Consider the following 15,802-nt stretch of genomic DNA (forward strand, 5'->3'; position numbering starts at 1 on the left):
GACGTGTTATCTAATAATATCGGCCAATTTTTTCGACAATCTTTCTCTTCATTTCGGCGGGGTCGATGCTGCCCTGATGCCGATAGACTACTTTTCCGCCAGGCTCAATCAGCAGTGTGTAGGGCAAAGCGCCCTGCCACTGCGGATCGAGGGTTTCGATGAGCTTGTATTTGTCAGTGGAGTTGAATAAATAGTTTTTACTGGATGCCTGTAGACGTTTTAGTGTCGCCAGCGCTTTGTCCTTTTTATCGGGTACATCGGCACTCAGGGTGATAAACTCAAACTCCCGGTTACGGTACATCCGGTTCATGTTCACAAACTCAGGCAGTTCGGTGATGCAGGGGCCACACCAGGTTGCCCATACATTAATGAGCCGCACTTTGTCTGTTTTGTTGGCTAGCAGTGCTTTTAGGCTATCTTCACCAATCAGGCTCAGGTCGACGGGTTCTTTGGCCCATATCGATGGGGCTTTTTTAGCCCAGTCGCTCTTTTCCATCCATTTTATGGAACAGCCAAAGGTCTTGGTTTTGGCAACGGCTACTGGTTTGCCTGCCAATACAGCATCCAGAGCCGCCCGAATATCCTCAGCATTGGCCGAACCCGGCTTTTCGGAGCCATCTAAGCGACCAGTATACCGGAGTTTTCGCTGCGCATCAAACACAAAGGCATGGGGTGTGGCAACGGGCCCGTACTGCCGCGATATTTTTTCGGTCTCTCCATCGAACAAATACGGGAAATTATATTTTTTGTCCTTACTCCGAAGTTTCATCTCGGCAAAACTATCGCCCATGTCGGTATACCCCATTTCGTCCAATGAAACAGCCGCTGGATAATTCGGAGAAATAGCCACCACCGCTACGCCTTTCCCTTTGTAATCTGCGGTAAGGGCTTTCAGTCGATCTTCGTAAGCTTGTGCGGTTGGGCAATGATTACAGGTAAATACAATGACCAGCACCTTCGCAGTGGCAAAACTTTTTAGTGTGTATAGTTTACCATCGACACCGGGCAAATTAAAATCAGGAGCCGAAGCGCCAATTTCCAGTGTGGGCGGTCCATCACCATCTGCAAAACTGTGGTCTGTCACAGCCACCAGCAGCCAGACCAGGAGAGCTATCTTTAGAGGAACAAATCGAATTAGGGATTGCATAGGGTTTTACGAGAAGAGGTTGGTATTTATTCATCTGTAACTTGCCAAAGACCTGTTTTTTACGTAATTACTTACGAACCAACTTTTTATAGTTTTTTTTTAATCAGTTAATTTTCCGCTTCTACGTACCTTTCAGGAAGCCCTGCTTTGATATTGAGTTTTTATGCCTGCGATCTATAAAAAACGACTTGGCCTGTTCCGCAATCCGGCGGTTCAGCGGGAGTTGGTAACACTCGATCCCGTCCGCGATCACCAGCGAATCGTTCACCTGCTAACCGCTTACGAATTTCCATTCGATATAGCCCGTGCGCTCGAACTGGCTTTGTTTCATACCTACACCAGCCCCAGGGTATCGGGCTTACTGGCTCGGACAGGCGAGTTTGAGCATCATGGACAAAAACGGTACGACGATACCAGTCGGCCGATTTCGGAGTTCTTAGAATCGGGGTACGACAGCGAAAAGGGGTTACGGGCCATTGCCCACATGAATAAAATTCACGGCCATTACCGCATCGATAACGCAGATTTTCTGTTTGTGCTGGCCACATTCGTTTTCTACCCTATCGACTGGCTCAGAAACTATGGCTGGCGGAAGCTTACTTCTGCGGAAGAACAAGCCCTGTTTTATTTTTTCCGCGAAGTGGGGCGACGCATGCAATTAACTGACTTACCTGATAATCTGGCCGACTTCCAGACGTTTGTAGCCGAGTACGAAGCCCGCTATTTCCGGTACACAGAGAGCAACCGAAAAATTACCAATGCCACTGTCCGAATTGTTCAGGGCTGGTTTCCGGGCTTTTTGCATGGGCTGGTACAACCCACTTTTGCCGCGCTTATCTCCGATAAACTACGAACAGCATTTGGCTACGAGCGCCCAGCAGGCTGGTTCACAGCCTTAGTGAACAGCGCTTTATGCCTGCGAAAATGGCCCCTGCGCTGGATAACCTTTAAGCCCTATCCTGCCCTGATTCCCAATACGTCGTTCCGATATTACCCCGCCGGACCCCCAACAATTGAAGCCGTAGGCCCAACGAATCTGATCGACAAACCGCACTCTCCATCCGCTTAACCCTTTGTGCCGATAATGGCAATTAGTCGATGAACCGTCAAACATTTTTATCTGTACTGGGATTAGCCTCTTTACGATCGTCCCTGACTCAACCCGACGACCAGAAACCTATGCTACCCGAAACGTTTGTATTTGCCGACGACGGCAAAATTCCTAACAGCAAATTCCCCCTGCTGGTGTACCGAAATATCTTTACGGAGCGCGGCAATGCAGGCGCAGAGTGGCTCGAAAAGCGATTCGCCGGTAACAACTGGACCAATTCGTGGCGAAACGGGGTGTATTCGTTTCATCACTTCCATAGTACCTCGCATGAAGTTTTGGGCGTTTATTCGGGTAGTGCGCTCCTGCATCTGGGTGGTGAACAAGGCCAGAAAGTAAAGGTCCAGGCGGGCGATATACTGGTAATACCGGCAGGTGTTGGCCATAAAAATCTGGAGAGTACCCAACTCGGCATCGTTGGCGCGTACCCGGAGGGACGAAGCTGGGATCTTAATAAAGGACTTCCCGGAGAGCGACCCCAGGTCGATAAAGCCATTGCAACCGTTCCATTGCCCCAAACCGACCCACTGCTGGGGAAAGAGGCTGGTCTAACGAAAATCTGGACTGTATAATTTTTTTCAAACCGCAAGGGCGCAATAGCCGCAAAGAGCCTACTTAGATTCTTTGCGGCTATTGCGCCCTTGCGGTTTGAAAGAATGAAAATAATAGTTAAAACTATTTTCAAACGAACTCTCCGATCTGTTATCTGACTTTCTTTTTAGCTTTACCAGACGTATGTGCCAACGGCCCCAGCCGACAAACTTGATTTAAACTGGCTATTACCTGAGTCAACCGTAAACTGCTGAGTAGCGGAACTGTCGTTCAACACAATTAATACAGTATGCCCATCAGGGGTTTTGAAGGCTACATTGGGTAGTGACTTCACTTCATCAGAAGCGATTCGAACAGAACCCGGCCGGACAAATTTCGCAGCCACAGCCACATTATAATAGGCCGGATTTCGCGTTACCTTATTACCGTCGATGGTTAGGGCGCCCAGGCATTCCGTACAACCACCCGGTGTATGCGGATTCTGTTTGGGATCGGCCGCGAGGTTCCATTGTAACACCGTCCGGCACCAGTTCCGGGTGCCTCCAATAACCAATTCACGCACATGCCAGACCAGATCACCTTTCAGGTTACCGGGCGCCCCAATCCATTGTTCGGTAAAATAGAGATTCTTGTCAGGATAGGCTTTGTGAACCTCCGACAGCGCACTGATAGGCCCAGCATACAGGTGAAAGGCCGACCCATCCACGTATTTTCGGGCGTCCGCATCATTCAATATCGTTATTGGATAATCGGGCCGGTCGGCGTTGTGGTCGTACAGAATGATTTTTGTTTTGATTTTAGCTGCTTTAAAGGCAGGTCCGAGGCTTTTTTTGATGAAGATGGCCTGCTCGGCAGGTAGCATCAGCATACTGGGGTTGTTTCCCGGATGCAGGGGCTCATTCTGAATGGTTATGGCATCAATCCGAATACCCTCCTTTGCCATACCCTGAATGTATTTAACAAAATAGCGGGCATAAGCATCATAGTAGTCCGTTTTCAGGCTCCCCCCTTTCGAATTACCGTTGGTTTTCATCCAGGCAGGGGGCGACCAAGGGGAGCCAAGAATTTTTATACTGGGGTTGATCGCCAGAATTTGTTTGAGTATGGGGATTAAATAGTCACGGTCAGGTGCCAGACTGAACTTAGCCAGCGTAGGATCGGTTTGACCCTCCGGTAAATCATCGTACGAAAACACATGATCGTCGAGGTCCGATGCACCAATACTCACCCGCAAATAACTCGTACCGATACTTTTTCCGGTAGTTCCAAACAACTCGTTCAATAGATTTGCCCGAATTCTGGCGTCCATCCGATGAATGAGCATAGCACTCCCTCCAGTAAGCGTGTAGCCGAAGCCGTCAATCGTCTGGTACGTCTGAGCCGGGTTTACATGAATCGTAGCCGCCGTTTTTTTACTACCGCCAAGGCTTACGGAGGACTGTTTTACAAAAAGAATCGACTTTGCAGGATCGGTTAACCAGAATTCAACCCCTCCAGCTTTCGTGGATTTCTGCGATGCGGTTTGTCCATAGCTGCTCATTGACAGCAGCAACATAAAAAAAATAACCCTGGTATTTATGTGCGAATGCATGAAACTACATGCAGCCGGGTTTCGGTGATTCGTCCGGCTGCTAATAGTAAATAAACCTGTTTTGGCCATAACTTACTCATGCCGCTTCCGTATGAGCGATAAAACGGTCCGTGCTACGCCGTTCAAGTTGCTTTTACTCACTATTGGGCGATAAGGCGGCTCGTCCGTCGGCGCTTCCGACGATTAAGCACAACGTTTCGAAGCTCGTACCCAATGCCCTGTACTTTAGCAATTTCGCTGTAATCCTGAAGCATGTTGAAAATGTCGTGATCAATAAATGGGGCATTGGTGCCATCGATGACCACCTCATCACCCGATTGCAATGTTCCCAGCACTTCCTTCAACTGCGGCTTGCTGAGGAAATACAAGTCTTTCTCAAACTCAATCGTCACTTTCCGTCCATCGCGATCGACCCGGAAACTGGTATGCACATTCGTATAAAGCACAAACAGAATCCCCACCACCGAACCCAACGCAATCCCAATAAGTAGGTCAGTAAAAATAATTCCTACGACTGTCACAATGAACGGGACAAACTGGCTCCATCCATCCCGGTACACTTTCTGAAAAATAGCTGGTTTCGCCAATTTGTAGCCGACCATGATCAACACAGCCGCCAGGCATGAGAGAGGAATCAGGTTAAGCAAGGCTCCGCCTAGAAATACAGCAATCAACAAAAACGAACCATGCAAAATCGCTGATATTCGGGTTTTGGCTCCGCCATACACATTGGCCGAAGTTCGCACCACCACCGACGTAACGGGCAGGCCCCCAATCATTCCCGACAGCATATTCCCAACCCCTTGTGCAATCAACTCCTGATCGGGCGAGGAAATACGTTTGGCGGGGTCGAGCCGGTCAGAGGCTTCGAGGTTCAACAACGTTTCCAGACTTGCCACCAGCGCAATCGTTGCCGCAATACCATACACTTGTGGATTGGTCAAAATAGAAAAATCAGGAAAATCAAAAATAGAGAACAGGCTTTGCCCCGGTTTAATCGTAGGAATTTGTACCATGTGCTGATGAGCTGTATCGCCCAGGTACCACGCCGGAACCGCAACCCGATAAAATTCATTAAGGGCTACTCCGCCACAAACGACAATCAACGGCGAAGGGAAGTTCTTCAGGAATGCCCGGTTACTTTTCCCTACGATCTTGTCCCAGCCAATCAGAAAGACTAACGAAATCAAACTGATGACTACTGCACCAGGACTTGCCGTTTCGATAGCCCGGTAAATTTCCGAAAGTGTGTTTTCACCATCAGCCAACTGCTGAAACTCGAACTCCCCTTCATAGTCGTTATCTCTGCCCAGTGCATGGGGAATTTGCTTCAGAATAATAACAATGCCGATAGCCACCAGCATCCCCTTGATCACACTGTCGGGAAAGAAACTACTGAATCGACCCGCTTTAATCAGGCCAAGAACAAATTGTATGGCTCCAGCCAGTACAACAGCCACCAAAAAAGCCTCGTAAGAGCCTATTTTTGCAATGGCATCGGCCACAATCACCGCCAGGCCAGCCGCCGGACCACTTACACTGACTTCTGATCCAGACAGAAACCCAATGACGATTCCGCCAACCATACCCGCCACCAACCCCGAAAACAGCGGGGCACCCGATGCCAATGCAATCCCTAAACATAAGGGCAAGGCGACCAGAAAAACAGATAAGCCTGAAGGCAAATCGTAACGTAAATAAGCTGACTTATACTGAGTTAATGTTCGAAGCGGGCTTATGCGTTGCATAAAAGGTTGGAATAATCAGTGTATCAATATACCTGACTAAATGAGCAGGCTTGTAAAATTAAAAATAAATTAAAGAAAGATTAAAAAACGATTAAAACATTCCTTGATCCAGCTTACTCCTCCCGAACAAGCCTTTATTCAGGCCCATCTTACCGCCGATGTACGGTCGTTACTCTTGCGGGCCCACCCTACCGACTTAGACATCAAAAAACTGGCCGCACAACTAAGTGCCCGCCAGAAAGCCCGCGATAAACTGCCTACGTGGTATGCCCATGACGCGTTGATTTTCCCACCACCTTTATCGGTCGAACAGGCTTCGTCGGAACGAACAGCGTACTACAAAGCGTCTCTGGTGCAGGGCAAACGACTGGTCGACCTAACGGGAGGCATGGGCGTTGATACCTGGGCCTTTGCCAAACGTGTGGATCAGGTTACGTACGTCGAACAACAACCTGAACTGACTGAACTGGCGGCATATAACCTACCTTTGCTGGGCACAACGAACGTACAGGTTGAACAGGGTAACGGCCTGACGCTACTGGAAAAAACTGGATTCCTGAATGGTTCTGTCGACTGGCTTTATATTGATCCCCATCGGCGAAATGAGCAGGGTGGTAAAGTCGTTCGGCTGGAAGACTGCGAGCCCGATCTGTCGAATCCCCCGACCCTATTGAAGCTGTTACAACACGCCAACAAAATTTTAGTGAAAGTATCACCGTTACTTGACATCAATCTGGCCGTCCGACAGATGGCGGGTCTGGTCAATGACGTACACATTGTGGCGGTCCAGGGCGAGGTGAAGGAAATCCTGTTTGTTCTTAGCCAGTCATCCGCTACCTCAAATCCTAGTTCAATTAATGCGATTAACTTAACCAGCCATAAATCCATCGTATTTACATTTAATGAGCAGGAGGAACGAGATACCAACGTATCGCTAGGCGATCCCCAATCGTACCTGTATGAACCCAATGCCGCCATATTGAAAGCGGGGGCTTTCCGACTGGCTGGACACCGCTACGGTCTGCTGAAACTGGCTCCACACAGCCATTTGTATACCAGCCACTCATTGATTCAGGATTTTCCGGGCCGAATTTTCAAACTTCAATCAATTATAAAACCAGATGCTAAAGCCCTAAAACAAGATGTACCCGACGGGAAAGCGAACCTCACCGTTCGAAACTTCCCTCAAACCGTAGCAGAGTTGCGGAAAAAATTATCTTTACGCGAAGGCGGCTCAGTCTATATTCTGGCAACAACGCTGCAAAACGGCGATAAACGCCTATTGATTACCCACAAAGTCGATCAATCTGATTCATAACACATTAACCACCAAAACCAATGAACACCATTTTGCGATCCACCGTACTGGCTTTCCTGCTCATTTATTCAGGATCAACCTATGCGCAAACCGTTTACGCGGGCGAAACCACCGTCGATAAAGCCACGATAGCGGGTCTTTACTTAACCCTCCAGGGCGACGGTAAGCAAATAGAAAAAGACTGGGAAACTGAACTCCAGAAATACGGCCGGGTAAGTTCGTCACGGGGCACGTATCGGGTTCCCAACGCCAGCATTTCGGCCATTTCGTCGGAACCCATCAACCTGATCAGTACAGTCAAATCGTCCCGCACATCGGCTACGATCTTTGCCTCTTTCGACCGGGGCAACGGTAATTTTGTCAAAGCTGGAGATTCCGGTTATTCGGCCGCCGAAAGTTTATTGAAGGCATTTGCCGATAACAGCTTGTATGGGCAGGAAGTACGAACCGCCGAAGGCAGCTTCGACGAAGCTCAAAAGAATCACCAGCGGATGGTTCGTAAAGGCGAACAGCTACAGCGTTCCATTGAACAGAATGGAAAAGAAAAAGAGCGTCTCCAAAAACGCCTTGAAGAAAACGCGAAAGAGCTGGAGCAACTACAGAAAGACATTGAAACCAACAAAGTAGATCAGCAAACCGCCCTGACCGAACTCGAAAATCGGAAGAAAAATGTTGAAGCTGTAAAAGCCAAGAAAAGCAACTAATGGATGTATGATATATGGTGTATGAGGTAGTAAGCCCATACACCATATATCATATATAAATTAAAGTAGATTCAGACGGCTCATCAGTTCGGGTTTGTTGGCCCGGCTGATGGGGATAACTTTAGAGGCCACCACCAGATTGGTTTCCTCAATATCAACAATTTTATCGAGGTTGATGATGTAAGACCTATGTACACGCAGGAACTGAGTACCCAGCTTTTCCTCCAGCGATTTCATGGTTGTGTACACAACAAACGCCTGTTGCCCGGTCAGGATTTTGACGTAATCACCTGTATTTTCAATGTACAGAATTGAATCGTAAGGAACCCGCACATAACGACCATCATTCTTTACAAAGATCGCCTTATTGTTGACCGTTCTCACCTGTTCATTCTTCCGCATCACCGTCATCACTTTTTCGACGGCTACCTTAAATCGAGTTTGTGTAATGGGCTTTTTCAGATAATCGGTTACCTGATATTGAAACGCATCGAAAGCATATTCCGTTTTAATCGTTGTTAAAATCACCTGTGGCAAAACCGGAAGGCGATCCAGTAAGTCAAAACCCGAAAGGCCAGGCATTTCAACATCGAGCCAGATCAGATCAATTGGTTGTTCGGCCAACAAGGTAAGGGCCTGCGTTGCATTCTCGCAAACCGCGACTACTTCTAATGACTCATGCTGTTCGCAAAGATGCTGAAGCGACCGACGAGCCATTAGTTCATCATCAACAATTATACATTTCAGGATCATAGGTTAGGAGTGGTCAAGTAACGTTGCCATTCGGTCTGCAGAAGCGGTTGCTGGCTTTGCAAGGTGGTATAAAAATCCTGCCAGACGGCATGAATACGACCTACCTGTTCTTGCTCAATGATCAGATTCTCAAGCAGAATCAAGGTAGCTTCCATTGGGGTCAACCCAACCATAGACAAAGTGGGTCGTAATTTATGGATCAGTGGATGGACCTCTTCCCAACACTGAGCTTGAATCTGTTGATCAATAACCGCAAACTCAGGCAATACCGAATCGACAAACGTCTCAAACATACAGGCCGCATATTCCCTGTCGCCACCATACAATTCGGCAAGTAATTGCATATCCAGCAATTGATAGCGCTTTGAGGGATCAACCGAGCCCATTTCTGCTACCCGCAGATCTCTGGTTACATTGGTCATTTTTATTGTATCAGGTTGGCGAACAGGTAGTTTATAAAACTGGATTTAAGTATGCAAGTTAAGTATTTTTCTAAATCATAAGTTTTATTTATTACCCGAAAAGTAAAATAAAAGTCAGGCACAGTGCATACACTTATAGTCAATCTACTAGGGTCTTTATTTTCAAAATACAGCTACAGCACTCCCCCAATGGTCTATTCCAACCAGCCGAACGGCTTACTATTAAAAATAAACCAATAGTTACTTAAAAACCCGAAATTCTTACCATTTATCGAATAGATGTAACTACACGATTCTTTATCCAACAATTTTGAAGCACCAAACTACTGAAACCAACTTCTACCCAAATCAACCATGGCCAGTTTTCTAACCGATGAAGCGCTCATTAAACAGTACTTACCTGAGCAGCCTAATCAATGCTTCGAAACTTTATATAATCGATATGTCAATAAAGTGTATAGACACTGTCTGTCGATGACTAAAGACGAAGAAAGTGCTCATGACTACACCCATGACATATTTATTAAGATGTTTAAAAAGCTGGATACGTTCCACGAGCGTTCTAGTTTTTCAACCTGGCTCTATTCAATTGCCTATAACTACTGCTCGGATCAATTGCGATTAGCCAAGCGATTAAACTTCTCTCCACTCGACGACGAGTACGATACGCCTTCCAGCGAATCGTATGAAGCGCAGGCTAAGGAACAATCGTTGCAGTTGCTTAATCAGGTAATGGAGCAATTGCCCGAAAAAGAGCAGAAAATCCTGAAGCTAAAATATGAGCAGGGGTTACGGATCGACGAGATAGCTCAGCTATACAATATCAGCGAAAGTTCCGTTAAAATGCGACTCAAGCGTAGTCGGGAAAAAGTCCATCAACTTTGTGCTTACTACCACTCCTTATAAGTTCAGGTTATTCAGCAACGAACTGATTCCCTCTATATCCAGAATATAATCGACCTGCGTGTTAAGAATGGCCTGTTGGGGCATCATGGCCGCCTGGGCGGTTTCGGGCAGTTGGGTCACCAGCAAACCGCCCTTTCGTTTGATTGCTTTCAGGCCAGCAGTCCCATCTGCATTCGCTCCCGACAACAGAACGCCTATCAGCGAAGGCCCAAATACATCGGCGGCTGACTCAAACGTGACATCGATCGATGGCCGACTGTAATTTACTTTTTCGGAATCATCGAGAGCAAACGTTCGATCACGTTCAATCAGTACGTGGTAATCGGCGGGAGCCAGATAGATGATTCCAGGCTTGATTGGCTCTTTATCCTCTACTTCCCGAACGGGAATAATCGTTTTTAGTGAGAGCAGGTGCGCCAGTGTTGAATCGGCAGTATTACGGCGATGCAAGACAATAATAAATACATACGTCAACGGGGTCGATAAGGCCGGCAGCACCTGCAATAACACATCAATACTGCCCGTCGATCCACCAATGACAACCGCTTTTTTAGCTGTGGTTATGCTATTTTCCGCCATATTTTTTCCCCATTCAACGGTCTGTATTTAGCCTCCAGCGTGGAGAAACGGAGCGTTTCCTTTGCGCCTAGTGCCAAGTAACTGAGCAGCCCCAAACTTTCATCGAACAAGGAAAGCACACGCTGCTGGAGGGCCTTGTCGAAGTAGATCAACACATTTCGGCAAAGAATCAGATCGAATTCATTGAACGACCGATCCGAAACCAGATTATGCGTCGAAAAAACCATACGCTCGGCCAGTTCATCCAGAAACTTAGCGTAGCCATACTGTGCGGTATAATACATCGAAAAATCAGCGACTCCACCCGATAACACATAATTTTCGGAATACTGCTTCATCTGCGATAAAGCAACAATTCCCTTCCGCGCCGACGCCAGTACATCTGGATTAAGGTCTGTAGCGTATAGTAGGGATTTATGCAGCAGTCCGGCCTCTTTGAGCAGAATGGCCATCGAAAAAACCTCTTCGCCCGTTGAACAGCCTGCATGCCAGATACGAATAAACGGTTTTGCAGCCAGCGTCGGTAGTACGTCGGTTCGGAGTGCTTTATAGAAAAACGGGTCCCGAAACATTTCGGTCACGTTTACGGTCAGTTCTTCCACAAACCGTTTTATATACTCGGTATCAGTCCGTATGCGATACCGCAGTTCAGCAAAACTGGGAAACTTATCAAGCGACCAAACCCGATTGATCCGTCGTTTCAGCGAAGCTCTGGCGTAATGGGTAAAATCATACCCGTAGCGTTCGAACAGATCCGTCAGCAGCAGGTCCATTTGCTCATCCTCAATCATAACCATTCCCTGGTTCTATTTTCCTGAGCCCCGGCGGCATCTAGTTTAATATTCTTAACAATCGATCAACATCGATGGGTTTGGCAATGTAATCCGAAGCGCCTGCCCGAAGGCATTTTTCCCGGTCACCGATCATTGCCTGGGCTGTCACCGCTATAATGGGCGTATTTTTCCGCTGATCGATGGCTTTTATGCGGGGAATGGCCTCATAACCGTCCATTTCGGGCATCATCATATCGATCAGAACGGCATCGATTACCTCATCCGTTTGCAGAATAACTAATGCGTCCAGCGCACTGGAACAGGAAAGACAGTCGAACGATTTGGCCCGAAGCGTAGCAGTCAGCGCAAAAATATTCCGCGAATCATCGTCTATAATCAGGACTCGTTTTTTAGCCATGGGACAAACTGGTTGAGGGTTTACTACTCTCTGATTTCGGTTCCGCTGCCTGCAAAGCCGAAGAGAGCATAGGCAGAATACAGTTATGAACGCTCATAAAGCCACACCCGTAATAAGGACACTAGTTGATCAACATCTACTGGTTTTGTAATATAGTCGGAGGCTCCAGCCCGAATGCATTTTTCCCGATCACCGATCATAGCCTTAGCCGTTACAGCAATCACAGGCAGGTTGCGCCACTGGTAATGTTCCCGAATTTTTTGGGCCGTCTCGTAGCCGTCCATGTGGGGCATCATCATATCCAGCAATACCACATCAATAGCCGGATTCTCCTCCAGTTTCTGCAAGGCTTCTTTCCCATCCAACGCTGCCACTACCGACATATTGAACTGCTCAAGGGCTTTCGACAGCGAGAAGATATTGCGTACGTCATCGTCCACGACCAGCACCGTTTTTTCGTTCAATACCTGGCCCAACGCGCCCAATTTCTTCGTTTTACCTTTGTTATTACTCTGCTTGGCTTCTTCCATCAGGTGCAGAAACAAGGATACTTCATCGAGCATACGCTGGTACGAATGGGCTGTTTTGACCACGATCGAGTCGGCATACTTCTTAATCTTCAGTTCTTCGGCCATCGACAGGCTCTTGCCGGTGAAAATGATGATCGGCAGTTTTTCCAGTCCTGGGGTTTTCTTGGCTTCTTCCAGCGTTTCGTAGGCTTTATGATCCGGAATTCCCATGTCCAGAATGACACAGTCGATCTCATTCTGTTTTAAGGCATCGATACCGTCTTTTACAGTGCTTTTCAACTCCGAATTGATATTGAACGTTTCCAGAAAGTACGCCAGCGCTTTGGCATGTTTCGGGTTATCTTCAATGATCAGTACTTTTTTCGAGTCGCGACTGAGCACATATTCGATCTTTTTAAACACCTCCTGCATCTGCTCGAAGGCCATAGGCTTATCGACAAAATCGACGGCTCCTTTCATCAGGCTTTCGTTCTTGAGCCGATGCGACGACATAATATGCACGGGTATAGGTCGGGTTTTCGGGTCGGCTTTCAGGGCATCCATCACCTGCCAGCCACTCATGATGGGTAGCTCAATATCGAGCAGAATGCCCACAGGTTTATAGATGCCTGCCAGCTTAAGTCCTTCATCGCCCCGAACAGCCACGACCCCTTTGTACCCTTTCTTTCGAGAATATTCCAGCAGCGACTTGGCAAAATTCGCATCGTCTTCTACGATCAGGATAATTTTATCCTGATCGGTAATGTTGTCCCGATCATCAGGAATCGCTTCCGGGATTACCGAACTAATGTATTTTACTTCAGGGGTTGGGGGCGTCGCCGGAGCCAAAGGCGCTGGTTCGACCGGCGCAGGAACAGGTTCGGGAATCGATGTCTGTTCATCCTTATGGATCGGTAAACTAACCGTAAACTCACTGCCCTCGTTCACCTGACTTACCAAGGTAATTTCACCCCCTAGCAGTTTGACCAGTTCGCGACTGATCGACAGCCCCAGACCCGTTCCACCATACTTGCGCTTTGTTGAGCCGTCGGCCTGCTGGAATGCTTCAAAAATGAGCGGTTGCTTTTCGGCCGGAATACCGATACCCGTATCGTTTACGACAAACAGGAGCCGGTTTGCATTGCCTGGTTGCCGATTGATCGTTAGGCTCACACGACCCGAAGCCGTAAATTTGAGGGCGTTCGATAGCAGGTTTTTCAGAATCTGACCCAATCTCATCCGGTCGGTCGTGATCTGAGCCGGACAATCGGGGGCCAAACGAATCGAAAAATCCAGCCCTTTTTCTTTCGCCAACAAGGCAAACAGCGACTGGAGTTCATCGGTAAGCTCGTTAATGGGCACTTCCTGATAATCGAGCTTCATCTGCCCAGCTTCAATCTTCGATAAGTCCAGAATTTCGTCGATCAGCCCCAGCAGTCCATTCCCCGACGATTGGATGACTTTAGCATATTCGATCTGCTCAGCGGTAAGCGTCTCTTCATGATTTTCGGCCAGCAATCGGCTCAATAGTAATATGGAATTGAGCGGAGTCCGCAATTCGTGCGACATATTCGCCAGGAATTCCGACTTGTAGCGGGTCGTCAGTTCCAGTTCGTCGGCCTTCCGTTGAATCTCGTCATTTTTTTCTTCCAGCAATAAGCCACGCTCTTCCAGCTCGGTGTTGGTCTGCTGCAATTCTTCCTGCTGAACCCGAAGCTCCTCTTCCGAAGCCTGTAACCGTTGCGCCTGAGCCTCCAGCTCGGCATTCAGATTTTCAAGTTCCGAATGTTGAGACTGTAATTCTTCGGACTGCGCCTGTGTTTCTTCAAGGAAAGCCTGAAGTTTCATATAATCAAGTGCGGCATTGACACCAATCGCGATCGACTCCTGATTCATTTCCAGAAATTCGATATCCAGCGGTCTGGGAGCCCGAAAAAAGCCCAACTCAATAGCCCCGACACAGGTGTCGGCAAACAGGAGCGGAACAATAACCAGCGACGTGGGCCTGCTTTCGCCTACCGACGAGCTTACTCGGCTGTAATCTGCGGGTAAATCGTGTACAACAAGGGTTTTCTTCGCCTGAATAGCCTGCCCTACTAGTCCATTTCCCGACCTGACGGTTCTGGGTGCCCCCTGCGCGGCATAGCTCCCCGACAACGTATATTGGCGATCATTTTCGGTCAGATAAACGGTTCCAACTGGTGCATTCAGGTATTCGGCAAGGGTGTTAATCAGGTTCGAACTTAACTTTGACAGATCACGCTGACCACGAATAGCGTCACTTATTCGTACGGAACCCGTCTGTAGCCAGGTACGATTCTGCAAATCCGTAAATGTTCGTTCCAATGCACTGGCCATCAGGTTGAGTGCGCTACCGATACGGCCCAGGTCATCATCTTTCGTATCGTCGCTCCGTACGGCATAATCCCCTTCAGCAATATCGTGGGTGATGTCTTCCAGAACAGCTATTCGCTGGTTGGTTTCGATGTACTTTTCCTCGGCTTTTTTCTGGTGGGCAATCCGATCGTCGAGATCCTGTTTAATGCGCACGTAGGTGAAACTGGTGATCAGCATCGAAATAATGGCAGCAATCACCAGCAGAAATGGCGTATAAGTAATGTATATGTCCTGCTGCTCAATTCGGCGCTTCAGTATACTCTGCTCCTGACTTTTTATGGTGTTGATGGTGGCCCGGAGGGTGTCCATAATCTGTTTCCCCCGAATCATTTCCCGATGGCGGTTGATGGTATCCGTGGCAAACGCCTTGTGCTGACGAACCAGATTGATCACCCGCTGCATCTGAACAAACTTAGCCTCGTACAACCGTTTAACTTCCGCCAGATTTTTCTGCTGTGGCGAATTATCACCGGTTAGCTCCTCGACCCGGCCTAAGCTCCTCGACACTTTTTCATAACTACCATTGTATGGTTGGAGAAAGAGCGGATCAAGCGTAATGAGGTAACCACGTTGTGCCGTTTCAGCATCTTTCATGAACGAAATGATGTTCTCCGATTCAATGAGCACCTCATTGGTATGATTCACCAGTTTTGAATTTTCGATCAGTTGCTGAATGCTGTAAAACGATGCGATCAGGCTGATCAGAAGCAACAGCGTCGAAAACGAAAAGACAATCTGCAACTGTCGAACGACCGAATTTGAAGTTGAGTAACGCGGCATAAGAGAGGAAAGCTATTTAGGATATGTAGGATGTAGGATATAGGATATATGATGTAGGATGTATGCTTGTAGAAACCTTAACTTTAACTACCATACA

14 protein-coding genes are annotated in these 15,802 nt (G+C 47.7%); 5 read left to right on the forward strand and 9 right to left on the reverse strand.

Going from position 1 to position 15,802, the window contains the following annotated elements; translation table 11 throughout:
* Positions 1-10 precede the first annotated feature (10 nt).
* Positions 11-1,147 carry a redoxin domain-containing protein gene (locus tag B5M13_RS16305; protein WP_080056672.1) on the reverse strand — a complete coding sequence of 379 codons (1,137 nt, stop codon included), beginning with the start codon at positions 1,145-1,147 and terminating at the stop codon, positions 11-13.
* Between the two features lie 163 nt (positions 1,148-1,310).
* On the opposite strand from B5M13_RS16305, the gene B5M13_RS16310 reads away from it, so the two are divergent.
* Positions 1,311-2,216, forward strand: coding sequence for an oxygenase MpaB family protein (locus B5M13_RS16310; protein ID WP_080056673.1), 906 nt, complete (start codon positions 1,311-1,313; stop codon positions 2,214-2,216).
* Between the two features lie 29 nt (positions 2,217-2,245).
* On the forward strand, positions 2,246-2,827 hold the full coding sequence (locus B5M13_RS16315; protein WP_080056674.1) for a cupin domain-containing protein: 582 nt from the start codon (positions 2,246-2,248) through the stop codon (positions 2,825-2,827).
* Positions 2,828-2,979: 152 nt separating this feature from the next.
* On the opposite strand, the gene B5M13_RS16320 is transcribed toward B5M13_RS16315, so the two are convergent.
* A complete protein-coding gene (locus B5M13_RS16320) occupies positions 2,980-4,362 on the reverse strand; it encodes a glycoside hydrolase family 30 protein (protein ID WP_394334298.1) in 1,383 nt (460 codons plus the stop codon).
* A 176-nt stretch (positions 4,363-4,538) separates the two neighbouring features.
* On the reverse strand, positions 4,539-6,146 hold the full coding sequence (locus B5M13_RS16325; protein WP_080056675.1) for a SulP family inorganic anion transporter: 1,608 nt from the start codon (positions 6,144-6,146) through the stop codon (positions 4,539-4,541).
* Between the two features lie 103 nt (positions 6,147-6,249).
* Here B5M13_RS16325 and B5M13_RS16330 point away from each other — a divergent pair, with 103 nt between their 5' ends.
* Positions 6,250-7,464 carry a THUMP-like domain-containing protein gene (locus B5M13_RS16330; protein ID WP_080056676.1) on the forward strand — a complete coding sequence of 405 codons (1,215 nt, stop codon included), beginning with the start codon at positions 6,250-6,252 and terminating at the stop codon, positions 7,462-7,464.
* 20 nt (positions 7,465-7,484) lie between these two features.
* Positions 7,485-8,168, forward strand: a complete 684-nt coding sequence (locus tag B5M13_RS16335) for a hypothetical protein (protein WP_080056677.1) — start codon at positions 7,485-7,487, stop codon at positions 8,166-8,168.
* Between the two features lie 60 nt (positions 8,169-8,228).
* On the opposite strand, the gene B5M13_RS16340 is transcribed toward B5M13_RS16335, so the two are convergent.
* Together B5M13_RS16340 and B5M13_RS16345 are read right to left on the reverse strand one after the other, a co-directional pair.
* Complete coding sequence (locus B5M13_RS16340) at positions 8,229-8,921, reverse strand: LytR/AlgR family response regulator transcription factor (RefSeq protein ID WP_080056678.1); 693 nt, start codon at positions 8,919-8,921, stop codon at positions 8,229-8,231.
* Positions 8,918-9,343 carry an Hpt domain-containing protein gene (locus B5M13_RS16345; protein ID WP_080056679.1) on the reverse strand — a complete coding sequence of 142 codons (426 nt, stop codon included), beginning with the start codon at positions 9,341-9,343 and terminating at the stop codon, positions 8,918-8,920. Before B5M13_RS16345 ends, B5M13_RS16340 begins: the two co-directional genes overlap by 4 nt.
* Before the next feature lie 354 nt (positions 9,344-9,697).
* On the opposite strand from B5M13_RS16345, the gene B5M13_RS16350 reads away from it, so the two are divergent.
* Positions 9,698-10,249 carry an RNA polymerase sigma factor gene (locus B5M13_RS16350; RefSeq protein ID WP_080056680.1) on the forward strand — a complete coding sequence of 184 codons (552 nt, stop codon included), beginning with the start codon at positions 9,698-9,700 and terminating at the stop codon, positions 10,247-10,249.
* Here B5M13_RS16350 and B5M13_RS16355 read toward each other — a convergent pair.
* The 4 genes from B5M13_RS16355 to B5M13_RS16370 all read right to left on the reverse strand — a co-directional run bounded on the left by B5M13_RS16355 (position 10,244) and on the right by B5M13_RS16370 (position 15,705).
* On the reverse strand, positions 10,244-10,828 hold the full coding sequence (locus tag B5M13_RS16355) for a chemotaxis protein CheB (protein WP_080056681.1): 585 nt from the start codon (positions 10,826-10,828) through the stop codon (positions 10,244-10,246). The genes B5M13_RS16350 and B5M13_RS16355 overlap by 6 nt on opposite strands.
* Positions 10,810-11,619: a CheR family methyltransferase gene (locus B5M13_RS16360; RefSeq protein ID WP_080056682.1), complete on the reverse strand. Its 810-nt coding sequence runs from the start codon at positions 11,617-11,619 to the stop codon at positions 10,810-10,812. Before B5M13_RS16360 ends, B5M13_RS16355 begins: the two co-directional genes overlap by 19 nt.
* A gap of 40 nt (positions 11,620-11,659) precedes the next feature.
* Complete coding sequence (locus B5M13_RS16365) at positions 11,660-12,019, reverse strand: response regulator (protein ID WP_080056683.1); 360 nt, start codon at positions 12,017-12,019, stop codon at positions 11,660-11,662.
* An 83-nt stretch (positions 12,020-12,102) separates the two neighbouring features.
* On the reverse strand, positions 12,103-15,705 hold the full coding sequence (locus B5M13_RS16370; protein ID WP_080056684.1) for a response regulator: 3,603 nt from the start codon (positions 15,703-15,705) through the stop codon (positions 12,103-12,105).
* Between the last annotated feature and the right edge of the window lie 97 nt (positions 15,706-15,802).

The sequence above is a fragment of the Spirosoma aerolatum genome, assembly GCF_002056795.1.
GTDB lineage: Bacteria > Bacteroidota > Bacteroidia > Cytophagales > Spirosomataceae > Spirosoma > Spirosoma aerolatum.